The sequence below is a fragment of the Hwanghaeella sp. LZ110 genome, assembly GCF_048892525.1.
Taxonomy (GTDB): Bacteria; Pseudomonadota; Alphaproteobacteria; order UBA8366; family Aestuariispiraceae; genus Pacificispira.
Window position 1 is genome coordinate 310480 of the sequence record NZ_JBLZHT010000002.1, and the last position, 14211, is coordinate 324690.

The 14211-nt window shown below is 57.7% G+C and carries 11 protein-coding genes; 4 read left to right on the forward strand and 7 right to left on the reverse strand.

From position 1 onward, the window contains the following. Positions 1-13 precede the first annotated feature (13 nt). Positions 14-466, forward strand: a complete 453-nt coding sequence (locus tag ACOSDM_RS05190; protein WP_420723429.1) for an RrF2 family transcriptional regulator — start codon at positions 14-16, stop codon at positions 464-466. Positions 467-830: 364 nt separating this feature from the next. Continuing rightward, complete coding sequence (cysK, locus tag ACOSDM_RS05195; RefSeq protein WP_420723430.1) at positions 831-1814, forward strand: cysteine synthase A; 984 nt, start codon at positions 831-833, stop codon at positions 1812-1814. Between the two features lie 159 nt (positions 1815-1973). Here the strand turns inward: cysK and ACOSDM_RS05200 are convergent, their stop codons facing one another. Continuing rightward, the gene (locus tag ACOSDM_RS05200) at positions 1974-2873 is read right to left on the reverse strand and encodes a LysR family transcriptional regulator (RefSeq protein ID WP_420723431.1); all 900 of its coding nucleotides are present in this window, start codon (positions 2871-2873) and stop codon (positions 1974-1976) included. 100 nt (positions 2874-2973) lie between these two features. Between ACOSDM_RS05200 and ACOSDM_RS05205 the strand changes: the two genes are divergently transcribed. Both ACOSDM_RS05205 and ACOSDM_RS05210 read left to right on the forward strand, forming a co-directional pair. Next, positions 2974-3435 carry a (2Fe-2S)-binding protein gene (locus tag ACOSDM_RS05205; RefSeq protein WP_420723432.1) on the forward strand — a complete coding sequence of 154 codons (462 nt, stop codon included), beginning with the start codon at positions 2974-2976 and terminating at the stop codon, positions 3433-3435. Between the two features lie 3 nt (positions 3436-3438). Further along, the gene (locus tag ACOSDM_RS05210; RefSeq protein WP_420723433.1) at positions 3439-5652 is read left to right on the forward strand and encodes a molybdopterin cofactor-binding domain-containing protein; all 2214 of its coding nucleotides are present in this window, start codon (positions 3439-3441) and stop codon (positions 5650-5652) included. Positions 5653-5719: 67 nt separating this feature from the next. Here the strand turns inward: ACOSDM_RS05210 and ACOSDM_RS05215 are convergent, their stop codons facing one another. From ACOSDM_RS05215 to ACOSDM_RS05240, 6 genes are all read right to left on the reverse strand, one after another. Beyond that, positions 5720-6340 (reverse strand): sarcosine oxidase subunit gamma, encoded by a 621-nt coding sequence (locus ACOSDM_RS05215; RefSeq protein WP_420723434.1) that lies wholly within the window; start codon positions 6338-6340, stop codon positions 5720-5722. Beyond that, entirely contained in the window at positions 6333-9326 is a 2994-nt protein-coding gene (locus ACOSDM_RS05220; RefSeq protein ID WP_420723435.1) for a sarcosine oxidase subunit alpha family protein, read from the reverse strand. The genes ACOSDM_RS05215 and ACOSDM_RS05220 overlap by 8 nt, the downstream gene beginning before the upstream one ends. Continuing rightward, positions 9323-9619, reverse strand: a complete 297-nt coding sequence (locus ACOSDM_RS05225) for a sarcosine oxidase subunit delta (protein ID WP_420723436.1) — start codon at positions 9617-9619, stop codon at positions 9323-9325. Before ACOSDM_RS05225 ends, ACOSDM_RS05220 begins: the two co-directional genes overlap by 4 nt. Before the next feature lie 14 nt (positions 9620-9633). Beyond that, positions 9634-10890 carry a sarcosine oxidase subunit beta family protein gene (locus ACOSDM_RS05230; protein WP_420723437.1) on the reverse strand — a complete coding sequence of 419 codons (1257 nt, stop codon included), beginning with the start codon at positions 10888-10890 and terminating at the stop codon, positions 9634-9636. A 203-nt stretch (positions 10891-11093) separates the two neighbouring features. Next, entirely contained in the window at positions 11094-11537 is a 444-nt protein-coding gene (locus ACOSDM_RS05235; protein ID WP_420723438.1) for an RNA-binding S4 domain-containing protein, read from the reverse strand. Continuing rightward, on the reverse strand, positions 11534-14101 hold the full coding sequence (locus ACOSDM_RS05240) for a helicase-related protein (RefSeq protein ID WP_420723439.1): 2568 nt from the start codon (positions 14099-14101) through the stop codon (positions 11534-11536). The genes ACOSDM_RS05235 and ACOSDM_RS05240 overlap by 4 nt, the downstream gene beginning before the upstream one ends. Positions 14102-14211: the final 110 nt, after the last annotated feature.

A 14211-nucleotide genomic window follows, 5' to 3' on the forward strand; every position in this document is an offset into this window, starting at 1 on the left:
AGAGGGGAAAGTCATGCGGCTGACCAAGAAACTGATGTTTGCGATTGAGGCAGTGTTGGACATTGCCTATCACGCGTCTGACCTGCCGGTTCAGTCGAAGGAAATCGCCGACCGCCAGGGCATTCCCCGCCGCTATCTTGAACAGGTGCTGCAGCAATTGGTGCATGCGGAGATTTTACGCGGCGTGCGGGGTCCCAGGGGCGGCTATCGCCTGGCAAAGGAACGCCGTCGCATCACGGTCGCTGATATCGTTGCCGTTGTGCACGAAATGGAAGGCGGGCGCGACCCCCTGACCGATCCGGCAGGCAGCGAATTGGGCCATACCGTCCTGCGCCCGATCTGGCAGGAAATCGAAGAGTATGCGATGGAAACCTTATCTAAGAAAACCGTCGAAGACCTATGCGTCGCCGCCCAACGCGCCGGGATTGAAAGCCAGTCTCAGAACCAGTTCGATTTCATGATTTAGGCAGTTTCGTCCCTCATTCCTGCACAGGCCTATAACGCATTCTCCCCAGGTTGCCGGATCAAGTCCGGGGTGACGTTGATGTATAGGCTTCGCTATTCCCGCGAAGGCGGGAAACCAGGGCCAAGCGCCCCAACCCCACCTGTAGCCTTGGATCCCGGATCAAGTCCGGGGTGACGATGGTGTATAAATCTCGTCTTATCCGTTCCAGTTGATCCGGGAAATGTCTTGCAGAAACGCATGGGCGTTCAAAGGTATTGGCGTATCGGGCATGACAAGAATCCTGCGGTGAGTGGCTTGCTCAAGCGCTATCGTAGGCTAAAGTCGGGCCAGAGAAATTGCAAAAATGACAATAGGGACGAAAATCATGACAGACGCGACGAAAAATCCCCTTTCCTCAACGGGCGAGTTCCGGGGCAAAGTATATGACAGTATCTTGGACACGATTGGCGCGACCCCGCTGGTACGGATGTCGCGGCTGACCGCCGCCCATGGCGTGAATGTCGAAATTCTGGCCAAGCTGGAATATTTCAATCCCCTGTCCAGTGTGAAGGACCGCATCGGATATGCCATGATCCAATCGCTGGAAGCGCAGGGTCTGGCAACGCCGGGTAAGACGGTTCTGGTGGAACCGACATCCGGCAATACTGGGATTGCGCTGGCCTTTGTGGCTGCGGCGCGGGGGTACCGCTTGATCCTGACAATGCCCGAAAGCATGTCGGTGGAACGCCGCCGGATGCTGAAACTGTTGGGCGCAGAACTGGATCTGACGCCTGCTGAAAAGGGCATGAAGGGGGCAATCGCCCGGGCGGAAGAATTGCAGAAGACGATGCCCGATGCGATCATCCCCCAACAGTTCGCCAATCCGGCCAATCCGCAAATCCATCGTGAAACAACGGCGCAGGAATTGTTGAAAGATACTGGCGGCAAGATTGATTACTTTGTCGCAGGCGTAGGCACTGGCGGGACGGTAACGGGTGTCGGGGAAATCCTGAAACAGCACAATCCGAATGTGAAAATCATCGCTGTTGAGCCAGAAGACAGCCCGGTCATTTCCGGCGGCAAGCCGGGTCCCCACAAGATACAAGGGATCGGGGCCGGGTTCATTCCGGAAAACCTGAATACCGACGTGGTCGATGATGTTGTGCGCATTGCCAATGAAACAGCCTTTGCCACCGCGCGCGAGGCCGCCAAGCTGGAAGGCATCGCCTGCGGGATTTCATCCGGTGCGGCGATTGCCGCAGCCCTTGAATTGGCAGAACGCCCCGGCATGGAAGGCAAAACCATTGTGGTCCTGTTGGCCAGCTTTGCCGAACGGTATCTGTCGACCAGCCTGTTTGACGGTCTCTAGGGCAACGTCAGAGCATGATGCTTGTTTATGTTTAAGCTCATGCGAGCGCATGATGCTTGTATATGCTTAGCTCATGCGAGCGCATGATGCTTTGTCTAGTATAAGCTCATGCGAGCGCATGATGTTTGTATATGCTTAGCTCATGCGAGCGCATGATGCTTAAAGCTTCAAAACTTCCCGCGCAGTGTCGATAAAGGCGCGCAGCTTCGGCGTGCGCCCGGCACTGCGGGTGAAGTACAGGAATAAACCGGATTCCATGGAGCTGGTTTCAGGCAGAACCTGTACCAAACGACCGTCGCGCAACGGTTCGGAAATCGAAGGCTCTGCCATATAGGCCAGGCCAATGCCATCCAGGGCCAGTTCGATAGCAAATTGCCCCGTATTGACGATCATGGAAATTGATGTTTCCACCCGGACCTCGACATCATCCTGCATCAATTCCCATTGATAGACGCGCCCGGAACTGGTCATGCGATAGCTGATGCAGGTGTGATGCTTTAGGTCATCAATGGACTTTGGCGTACCATGCGTCGCCAGATAACCCGGCGATCCTACGACTACCCATCTAAAGGGCGGGGCCAATCTGACAGTCACCATGTCCTGGGCCATCATGCCCCCCAGTCGGATTCCTGCATCAAATCGATCTGCGATAATATCGGTCATGGCATTGTCGGCAAATAATTCGACAGTCAGTTTAGGGTGACGCCGATGCAGTTCCTTGATCACGGGGGATATCGTCTTATGCAGGGAAAGATATGGCATATTGATGCGCAAGAGCCCTGAAACCTGGCCTTGTGCAATCTTCACCCGTTCCATGGCTTCGGAAATTTCCGTATAGGCCGGCGCAACGGTGTTGATGAAATCCATCCCCCAATCTGTCAATGAAACCGAGCGAGTCGTGCGTGCAAACAACGGCAGCCCCAACCGATCTTCCACCGTCTTGATGGCATGGCTGACCGCAGACGCACTCATGCCCAGATCTTTTGCCGCCGCCGCGAAGCCACGGCACCGGGCAACAGACAGAATTACCGGCAGGTGTATCAATATGTCACGATCCATTCATGCACTATATAGGATAATCTATGCTATTTAAACGAACTTGTTTGTGTGCAAGGTCGGCGTATCTATTCCTTCAAACGCTCATGACAGGGGATTTCACATGACAACATTTACACTCAACGGCGCTCAGATCAGCCTGGATGCCGATCCGGACATGCCGTTATTGTGGGCCTTGCGGGATCATGCTGGCCTGACAGGCACAAAATTTGGCTGTGGTCTGGCGCAATGTGGTGCCTGTACCGTGCATCTGGATGGCATCCCGATGCGATCCTGCCAGACTTTTCTTGGCGATGTCGAAGGGGCCACCGTAACCACCATTGAAGGCGTTACCGGCAATAAAGTCGCTGAAACGGTTCAGAAAGTCTGGGCTGATCTTGATGTTCCGCAATGCGGGTATTGTCAGTCCGGCCAGATCATGTCCGCTGTCGCGCTGTTGGCAGAAAATCCCAAGCCCAGTGACGGCGATATCGACGACGCAATGAGCGGCAATCTGTGCCGTTGCGCCACCTATCAACGCATTCGCGCAGGCATTCATGAAGCCGCGCGTCGATTGGAGGCTTAACCTATGCTCCCGAACAAACTCTCCCATTTTAAACTGCCAGCTCGTGTTGACGCACCCTCGGCATTCTCTGTCTCACGGCGTGGCTTTCTGTTATCCGCAGCGGCGACAGCGACCGGGCTGGCCGTTGGCTTCCGCCCTCTCTCAGGACAGGCGGCGGATGCCGACGTGATTAACCCTCTGGCGGCCTATCTGGAAATTGCTCAGGATGGATCGATCACGGTTCTGTCCTCTCAATTCGACATGGGGCAGGGGTCGTATCACGGCCTCGCCACGCTGGTCGTGGAAGAACTGGGCGCCAGTTGGTCTCAGATCGACGTACGCGGCGTGACGGGTGATGTGGCCCTTTACGGCAACGTCGCCTTCGGTGGGGCGTTCCAAGGAACCGGTGGATCCACCTCTATGATGACATCCTGGGACCGGTATCGCATGGCAGCCGCGACGGCGCGGGAAATGCTGGTCGCAGTGGCGGCGGATCAATGGGCTGTGCCTGCCGGTGAAATAACAGTAGAGGCTGGACAGATCATTCATCAGGCCAGCGGCAAGGCAGCCGGTTTCGGAACCTTCGCCAAGGCAGCGGCAACCCGGCCCGTGCCCAAGGATGTGGCTTTGAAATCGCCTGCGGACTGGACCCAGATCGGCAATGCGGACCTGCGCCGCTATGACCGTGTTGGCAAAACCACTGGTCAGCAGGATTTCACCATCGATGTGAAACTGCCCGGCATGTTGACAGCTGTGATGATCCATCCACCAAAATTTGGCGCGACACTGACGGCCTTTGATGGCAGCAAGGCAAAAGCCCTGAAGGGCGTAGTGGATGTCGTTGCCATTGATCGCGGTATTGCCATCGTTGCACAGGATATGTGGACCGCCTTGAAGGGTCGCGATCTGGTGACCGCTGATTGGGATGAATCAAAGGCGGAAACCCGCAGCAGCGATGAAATTCTGTCAGAATATCGCACCTTGGCGAAGCAAACGCCCCAAGCCATGGCGCGCAACGACGGGGATACCGCTGGCGCGATGGCACAGGCCGATAAAGTGATCGAGGCCATCTATGAATTTCCCTACCTGGCCCATGCATCGATGGAACCACTGAATGCGGTTGCGCGAATGTCGCCAGAGGGTGTTCTGGAAGTTTGGGGCGGTCATCAAATGCCAGGCCTGTATCAATACATCGCCTCGCAAATTGCAGAGACGACCCCGGATAAGGTTGTGTTGCATATTCTAAAAACCGGCGGTGGCTTTGGCCGTCGCGGTGTACCGGATGCAGATGTCGTGGCGGAAGCTGTTGCGGTGGCAAAGGCGATTGGCTGGAAAGCGCCGGTTAAGGTCCAATGGACCCGCGAAAATGACATGCGTGGCGGTCGTTATCGCCCAGCCTATGTGCATCAAATGCGCGCCGGGCTGGACAAGGATGGTCAGATCATCGCCTGGGAGAACCATATTGTCGGGCAATCCATTATGGATGGGGGGCCTTTTGCCAGCATGGTTCAGAATGGTGTTGACCCCACCTCTGTTGAGGGGTCCTCAACGCTGCCTTATGCGATCCCCAATATGTCTGTCGGGCTGACATCCACGAAGGTTGGTGTGCCGGTCCTGTGGTGGCGTTCAGTCGGATCGACCCATACCGGCTATGCGACAGAGGTCTTTCTGGATGAGATCATTGATGCGGTCGGGGCAGATCCGGTCGAGTATCGACTGGCCTTGTTGAAGGACCATCCTCGTCATGCGGCTGTTCTGAAACTGGCGGCTGAAAAGGCTGGATGGGGCAAGGCTTTGCCTGAGGGACACAGCCTGGGTGTATCCGTGCACGAGAGCTTCAGCTCCTATGTGGCCCAGGTGGCGGAAGTTTCTGTCGACGGCACAGATATCAAGGTACATCGGGTGGTGGCTGCTGTGGATGTTGGTACCGCGATCAACCCAGACACAATCAAGGCCCAGATTGAAGGCGGGGTTGGGTTTGGACTGGGGGCCATCCTTCAGGAAGAAATCACGCTGACAAAGGGTGAGGTGGATCAGGGAAATTACGATACCTATCTGCCGCTGCGCATCGACCATATGCCTCAGGTTGAGGTTCATATCATACCCAGCACAGAACCCCCGACAGGGGTTGGAGAGCCGGGCGTGCCCCCTATCGGGCCAGCGGTCGCCAATGCGGTCTTCCGCGCATCAGGGCGACGTATTCGGACGCTGCCTTTCAGCAAGGGCATGACCGCATAATCAGATTTATTCTGAAAACGAAAAAGGCCGCGCCAATCCAGCGCGGCCTTTTTCTATTGAGGCGGCGTCAGGCTGGTTCCAGCACCCGCAGACCATATTCCAGGCTGGATGCGTGCAGCCAATGGTCCATATCCACCGCGAAAGAGCGCGCGGCGTAAACATCGACAGTGTCTTCACCTCGACAATGCAGCACGGTGGTGAAATGGCTCAACAGGGTTCCGACACAGTCGCCGGGTACAAACTGGCTTCGGTCAAAATCTATTGTCGATCCCTTCGCCAGAAGATCGCGCATATTCGGACCCGTGATGCGCCAGCAAACCCGCGAATGGCTCTGATCGGTCAGGGTTGCCAGGTCGACGCTGACATCCGCACTTACCGTTGCGAATAAGTCCCGCGATTCCGGTTCCACGATCAGCCAGCGGTTGGGGCCGACCCACAGCACGGCGGTGTCGTTTTTCTCCACCGCTTTCACGGGCTCGGCTGCCGGGGCCGTGCCGCAGGCTTTCTCTATCGCCTTGCCACAGGCCTTGACCTGATCGGCCCAGGCATCGACATGAACAATGGACAGGGCCCGGCGTTCCTGAATCACGATTCCAGGTACACCGCCCTTGATCGTACCGAAATCACCAACATGCTGATGTCCATCCAGGGCAGAGCGTCGGGTTACTTTTGGCGTAGTATCAGGCATGAAGCCGTTTCCCTTCTGGATCGACAAAGACAGGGTTGGTCACTTTGGCTGGAATGGACAGGCCTTTCAGCGGGCTGGCGACAATCACGATATCGCCTTCACGGGTCAGGCCCCCTTCCAGCAGGGCCAGCGCCATCGGGCTGTCCAGTTCGGGACTGAAACCATTGGCGGTGACATGGCCCAGCATTTTGACGGGCGGGCGCGTATTGGCTTTCTCAATAATTTGGGATCCATTGGGCAGGGAGGATTTCCCATCCACCGGCACCAGCCCGACCAGCTTCTTACGCGGATCGGCGACAAAACCTTCGCGGTAGGCCAATGCCTTGCCGATAAAGTCCTTCTGTTTGGACAGCATCTTGCCCAGGCCCAGATCTTCCGCCGTGGTGCGTCCATCCAGTTCAGACCCGGCCACATGGCCTTTTTCAATCCGCATATTGCCCAGGGCCTCCAGGCCATAGGGCACCATGTCGAATTCCTTGCCAGCCTCCAGCAGGGCATCCCAGATATATTGCCCATAATCGCTGGGCACATTGATCTCAAACGCCAGTTCGCCTGAAAAACTGATCCGGAACAGGCGGCTGGGCACACCTGCTGCCATGCACGGGGCACAGCCCATAAAAGGGAACGCCTCGTTAGAGATATCCAGATCGACGATCTTTTGCATGATCTTGCGGCTGTTCGGGCCAGCAACGGCGATGGCGGCATATTGTTCGGTCACGCTGACGACTTTGACCTTTAGGTCGGGCCAGACGACTTGCAGGTAATATTCCATCTTGGCCATGACCGGCACAGCATTGGCCGTGGTGGTGGTCATCACGAAATGATTTTCTGCCAGCCTGGAGGTCGTGCCATCGTCATAGACATAGCCATCTTCCCGCAGCATCAGGCCATAGCGCGCCTTGCCGACCGGCAATTTGGCAAAGCCATTGGCATAGAGGCGGTTTAAGAATTCAGCTGCATCCGGGCCCTGAACATCAATCTTGCCCAAAGTCGTGACATCACAAATCCCTGCCGATTTCCGGGTCTGTGCGGTTTCCCGAATATAAGCCTCGCGCAGGGTCTCACCCTTATGGGCGGGATAATGACGCGGGCGTTCCCACATGCCCGCTGGCAGCATTTCGCCCGCCCGTTCCAGATGCCAATCCTGCATCGGGGTGCGACGGCGGGGTCGGTAATGCTGTCCAACCTCAGACCCACCCATCGCGCCAATGGCAATGGGGGTATAAGGCGGGCGAAAGGTTGTGGTGCCCACTGCCTGGATTGGCTCGCCGCGCAGGGACGCCATGATCGCCAAGCCGGTAATATTGGACGTCTTGCCCTGATCGGTCCCCATGCCCAGCGTCGTGTAGCGCTTCAAATGTTCGACTGAAACAAAGCCTTCCCGATGGGCCAGGCGCACATCATCGGAACTGACATCATCCTGATGGTCGACAAATTTCTTGGGGTGACCGCCAGAATCCGGGGCTTCCCACAGGGCTTCTGTGCGGGCGGGCTTTTCAATCGCAACTGTTGGTACAGTCCAGCTTTTCTCAGATTTAAATCCGGCGGCGACGGCGGCTTCGACGCCCCGCACATATCCTTCGGAGAGGCAGGCGTAGAGCGAGAATTGCCCCGCACTGGCCCCGGCGGATCGTTCCGCCCGTTTTGGGGTGCCCGGCAGGAAGCAACAGGATTCTGGATTCCAGACGGCCTTTGCGCCGGTCTGGCTGGATAAGTGCAAGGCAGGCTGCCAGCCGCCGGAAATCGCCAACAGATCGCAGGATATCTCCCGGGGGCTGCCACCAACCAGTGGCATGACCTCAACCGATTGCAGGGCGAAATGCCCATGGGTGTTTGTCACCGCATGGCCCATCAGGATTTCCACGCCTTTAGCCCGAACTGCGTTGATCAGGTCAGACTCAGGCGCACTGCGCGCATCGATAACTGCCTGAACGCTGGCACCGGCCGCCAGCAGATCCAGGGCGGTGCGATAGGCATCGTCATTATTGGTGAAGATCACCGCACGGCGGCCGGGCAGCACCCCAAAGTCATTGATATAGGAGCGCACGGCCCCGGCCAGCATGATGCCCGGGCGGTCATTGTTGCCAAATACCAAGGGCTGTTCCAGCGCGCCTGTCGCCAGCACAACCTGCTTGGCGCGGATCTTCCACCAGCGCTGACGCGGCAGGTTGTCCGGCGGCACGGGAAAGTGATCCGCGACTTTCTCAATACAGCCGATCAGGTTGTCATCATAATACCCGAAAGCCGTGGTGCGGGTCAGGATGCGGACATTGGGCATGGCCTGCAATGTTGCCGCCGTTGCCATGGCCCAGTCATAGGCAGGCTTGCCGTCAATTTCCATCTGTTCCTGGCGCAATCGTCCACCCAGAACAGGATTCTCATCGACCAACACAACCCGCGCACCGGTTTCAGCCGCGGTTAGCGCGGCGCTCAGGCCCGCAGGTCCGGCCCCGATCACCATCACATCGCAATGGGCCTGGCTGCGTTCATAACGGTCGGGATCGGCAAGACCACTGGCGGTTCCCATGCCTGCTGCCTTGCGGATAAATCCTTCAAAGATCATCCACAATTTGGTGCTGGAAAACGGACCCATGAAGGTCTTGTAGTAAAACCCTGCGGGAATGAAGCGGGCGATCAATTGATTGACCGCCTGGGTGTCGTATTTCAGGTTCGGCCAGCGATTCTGGCTGTGGGCGACCAGGCCGTCATACAATTCCGCCACGGTGGCGCGGGTATTGGGTTCCTGACGGGCCCCTTCCCGCAAAGCGACCAGCGCATTGGGTTCTTCTGCCCCGGCAGAGAATATCCCGCGCGGCCGATGATATTTGAAGCTGCGCGCGACCAGTTTGACGTCGTTTGCCATCAGCGCAGAGGCAAGCGTGTCCCCTTCAAACCCGGTATAGGATTTACCATCGAAACTGAATTTAATCGGTTTGGATCGGTTGATATGCCCGAAACCACCCAATCTGTTGGGTTGCGCGCTCATTTATCCGACCCTTCACTGGTGGTGGCCTCATCGCTCATCGGGCCGGTTGCGGCCCCATACGCCAGAATTTCATGGGTCTGGGTATTGCGCTTGATGCGGATCCATTGGCGACAGCCAGCGACATGCTGCCAGAATTCTGTATGGGGACCCCGGGGATTTTCGCGGATATAGACCGCATCGAACCAGGTTTGCTCATCAGCATCCAGATCGGGGACATCGACGGTCGCATCGCCGCCATAATTGAATTCGACCTGATCGCGTGGACCGCAATGGGGGCAGGTTAGCCTGAACATTGTCTCTATTTTCCTTAATGCGCGTTCGGGATGGGGCCGGCGCCGCGTTCATCAACCATGCGACCGGTGCGGAAGCGTTCCAGATTCAGATCGCGATTGATCCAGTGTGGCTCGTCATTGGCGATGGTATGGGCAAAGACCCATCCCGATCCTGGCGTCGCCTTAAAGCCGCCATAGCACCAGCCGCCATTCAGATACAGGCCTTTGATCGGGGTCTTGCCGATGATCGGGCTGCCATCCATCGACATATCCATGACCCCGCCCCAATGGCGCAGCATCCGGATGCGCCCGATGGCGGGGATCAGGGCCATGCCTTCCTCTCCCAAATGTTCGATCAGCGGCAGGTTGCCGCGCTGGGCATAGGAATTATAGCCGTCCAGGTCGCCGCCAAAGACCAGCCCCCCCTTATCAGACTGGCTGATATAGAAATGCCCTGCACCAAAGGTAACCACCCCATCGATGAAAGGCTTCAGTGGTTCGGACACAAAGGCCTGCAGCACATGACTTTCGATGGGCAGCTTCAGGCCTGCCAGGGCGGCCACCTGACTGGTATGACCGGCGACCGCCATGCCGATTTTTTCAGATTTGATCAGGCCGCGACTGGTTTGCACACCTTTGACCGCACCGTTTTCAATTTCAAACCCGATGACTTCACAGTTCTGGATAATATCAACGCCCAGCCGGTCCGCACCCCGCGCAAAGCCCCAGGCGACCGCATCATGGCGGGCCGTGCCGCCACGGGCCTGCAACAATCCGCCTGTAATCGGGAAGCGGGCATTGTCAGAAAAGTCCAGGTTCGGGGCATATTTGCGCACCTGATCCCGGTTCAGCAATTCCGCATCGACACCATTCAGCCGCATCGCGTTGCCGCGCCGGGCATAGGCATCCAATTGCGCGTCGGAATGTGCCAGGTTCAAGACGCCCCGCTGAGAGAACATCACATTATAGTTCAGGTCGACCGACAGGCCTTCCCACAACTGCAATGATTTCTCATAGAAGAAAGAATTGGCCTCCAGCATGTAGTTGGAACGCACGATCGTCGTATTGCGCCCGGTATTCCCGCCACCGATATAGCCCTTTTCCAGGACCGCGACGCGGGTGATGCCATGCAGTTTTGCCAGATAATAGGCGGTTGCCAGACCATGCCCGCCGCCGCCGATGACAATCGCGTCATAGCTTTCCTGCGGTTTTGGATCACGCCAGGCGCGAGTCCAATGTTTTTGACCGGTCAGGCCCCCTTTGAGCACGCTGAACACTGAATAACGAGACATGTATCGCCTGTCGCTTCCTACAGGATGGTCCTGAAAAAGGGGGAGGTTTCCCCGTAACAAGGGACGCGCCGAAGATCATCGACGCGCTGAAATCTTTATAGATCATTTCCTGCTCAAGGCACGCGCTGAAACGCGCCCCGGATCGTTCAATTTTCGACATCACCGGTAATTTTTAGACAGAACAAGTGTTATGGGGATACCAGCTATCCCCTATCATCCTGTCCCCGCAGGCGATCTGTTTCGCGGCGTTCTTTTTTTGTCGGGCGGCCTGCGCCCTCACCGCGCAGCGCGACGGGGGCCGGATCATCGGTTTTTGATCGGGGCTTGGGAGGCGCCAGATCTTTATACAGGGTCTGGGCGATTGGTGCGGGACCGCGATGATCGGCAATGGCCTGAATTTCGATGACCCTGACATCCTTTTCCTGCAAGAAGGTTAAGACATCACCGGGCCCAACAGATTGGCTGGGTTTGCGCACAGGTTGGCGGTTCAGCCGGACATGACCGCCGGAAACGACCTCCGCGGCCCGCGTACGGGTTTTAAAAAACCGTGCATGCCATAACCATTTGTCCAGCCGCCCCTTGCGGCCGGTATTGGCGTTTCCCTCTAAATTGCCCTTGGGATATGGGTCATTGGCGTGGTCGGTCATTTCCGGGAAACCAGACCTTTCAAAATGGCGAAGGGGGAATCGGGATTGGGGCGCACCGTCACCGGACGCTGAGGTTTTTGTGTTTTTGCACTCGGCGTTTCGGGCTTGATGGATTTCCGGAGCGCATTGCGATTGCGCGTGGCAGGAACAAAGGCGGGTGGGTCGGCCAGGGCGTCCTGCGTTCCTTCTTTCAAGGGCGCGGGCTTGAAACCCAATGCCCGCATCACGCCAGCCAAAGCGGGGTCCTTTTCGGGCAGGCCGATTTGCGCACAGAATTTGCCATCGCCTAGAAATGGTGTCTTGCGCGGATGATGCCGCAATTTCGCGGTCAGTTGTTCCCAACGATCCAGCCGTAAGGCGATGGGCCCCAAGGGGGTATATCCCAACATCGGCCAGATCGGATCGGAAACGCGATCACGGGGCAGGCTGGGAGATGACGAATTAGGGATTTCAGGGACGGGAGAGCCGGACCAGGCGGACCACAGGATCGCCCTGGCGCGCACGGCCTTGATATCCATCAGCCCGGCCAGATAAATCCAATCGCGCCCAAACCGCAGGCCGATCTTGGTCAGGCTGGCCTGGGCGGATTTGCTGAGGGCCCCCAGAGTATCTGCGGCCTGCTTGCGGGTCAGGGCACCCAGATTTTCGCGCAATTGATACAATAGACCGCGCGCGGCCGCATCCAGACTGTGCGGGTCTATATCCGGGGCCAGCAGCGGCTTTAACCGTCGCAGCATGAAGGCATCCAGGAAGTTCTGAACCCTGATCCGCGCCCGTTCCGTCAGATTTGTGTCGGTCAGGCTGTTGCTCAACAAGACAGCGCGCGGCGATAACAGGGAATCCCCCTTGTCCGGGCGGGCGATTACCCGGCCCCGCCATGTGATGCGGCCTTCCGGGGTCATGCCAAAATCCTGATCCGGGGACTGTTCCAGCGCTTTGACGCGGCGCGGGGCGTCCTCCCCCAATGCGCGATGAGCGGCGGCCAGCAGAGCCTTGGCTTCGCGCCGGTCGGCGGCGTCATGGGGCTTGAAAGACAGGCCTTCGATATGGCCCACGACATGCCCTTCGACGACAACCTCGTCCTTTTTGGTCACGGCGGATAACAGGTCCGCCCCCTCGGCCCCTTTGGACCGACCCAAAACGGCAGCGCGTTTATCAACGAACCGATCCGTCAGGCGCTGATGTAGAGCATCCGACAGGGCATCTTCGATCTGGCGGGTCCGGGCCTGCCAGTCGGCGGCGCTGGTGATCCAGTCAACCCGATGGGTGATATAGGTCCAGGTTCGGATATGCGCCAAGCGGGCCGTCAGCGTGTCAATATCGCCGTCGATCCGATCCAGCCGCTCAATCTGATCCGATACCCAATCGGCGGGCAGGCGACCATCTTTATCGACCAGATAGGTAAAGATGTGCCCGATCAGGGTGGCGTGATGGTCGGGCATCACCTTGCGGAAATCAGGAACCTGACAGACATCCCATAACAGTTGCACGCGGTCCCGGCTGCCCGCTCGCGCCAGAATGCCTTCATCGCGCATCAGGGCGGCCAGGACCACCTGATCAGACGCGTCCCGGGCCCGGGTCAGTTCTTCCTGTTGGGGATGGACGTTCAGGCTGGCATAGAGTCGCCTGGGGGAGGCAAAATCCAGCGACCGATTGCGCCAGTAAATCTGACGGACCGGGTGGTAATCATGTTCTTCGACGCGGCGCAGGACCTCTTCATCCGGCGGCTTTACATTATTGGTAATGCCAAAGGTGCCATTGTTCATATGCCGCCCGGCGCGCCCGGCAATCTGTCCGATCTCTGGCGGGGTCAAGGGACGTCTGCGGGCACCATCGAATTTGCTCAACTGGGCGAAGGCAACATGGTCAACGTCCATATTCAGCCCCATGCCAATCGCATCCGTGGCGACCAAATAATCGACCTCCCCGGCCTGATACATCTCCACCTGGGCATTGCGGGTGCGGGGGCTCAATGCGCCCAGGACAACCGCCGTGCCGCCGCGTTGCTGGCGGATCGCCTCTGCCAGTTCATAGACCTGATCGACAGAAAAGGCGACAACCGCACTGCGACGCTTCAGGCGGTTCAGTTTCTGTGCCCCGGCATAGCTGAGGGTCGACAGGCGGGGGCGGCTTTCAATCACCGCATCGGGGATCAAATGCCGGATCAGGCCCGCCATGCTGTCCGACCCCAGGAACATGGTTTCAAACCGTCCCCTGGCATGCAGCAGGCGGTCTGTGAAAATATGACCCCGTTCCGGATCCGCACAGAGTTGAATTTCATCGATGGCCATGAAATCAACGGTTCGATCCATCGGCATGGATTCGACGGTACAGATGAAATAGCGCGGATTGGGGGGCAGGATTTTCTCCTCCCCCGTGATCAGGGCGACGGCGGACAATCCGACACGGGCGACAATGCGGTCATAGTTTTCCCGGGCCAGCAGGCGCAGGGGAAAGCCGATCATGCCCGACATCTGCCCCAGCATGCGTTCCACCGCTAAATAGGTCTTCCCCGTATTCGTGGGGCCCAGAACAGCGCGTATCTGCGAGTGCAAGGGTCTCATATCAAGACAGCCTAAACCATATGACCGGGTTCGTGAACCGCTGCGGCAAAACGAATTTCCTGCATACGTGATTCCTGTGCGAAGAACCAGCACTATGCGCATCCGTGAAA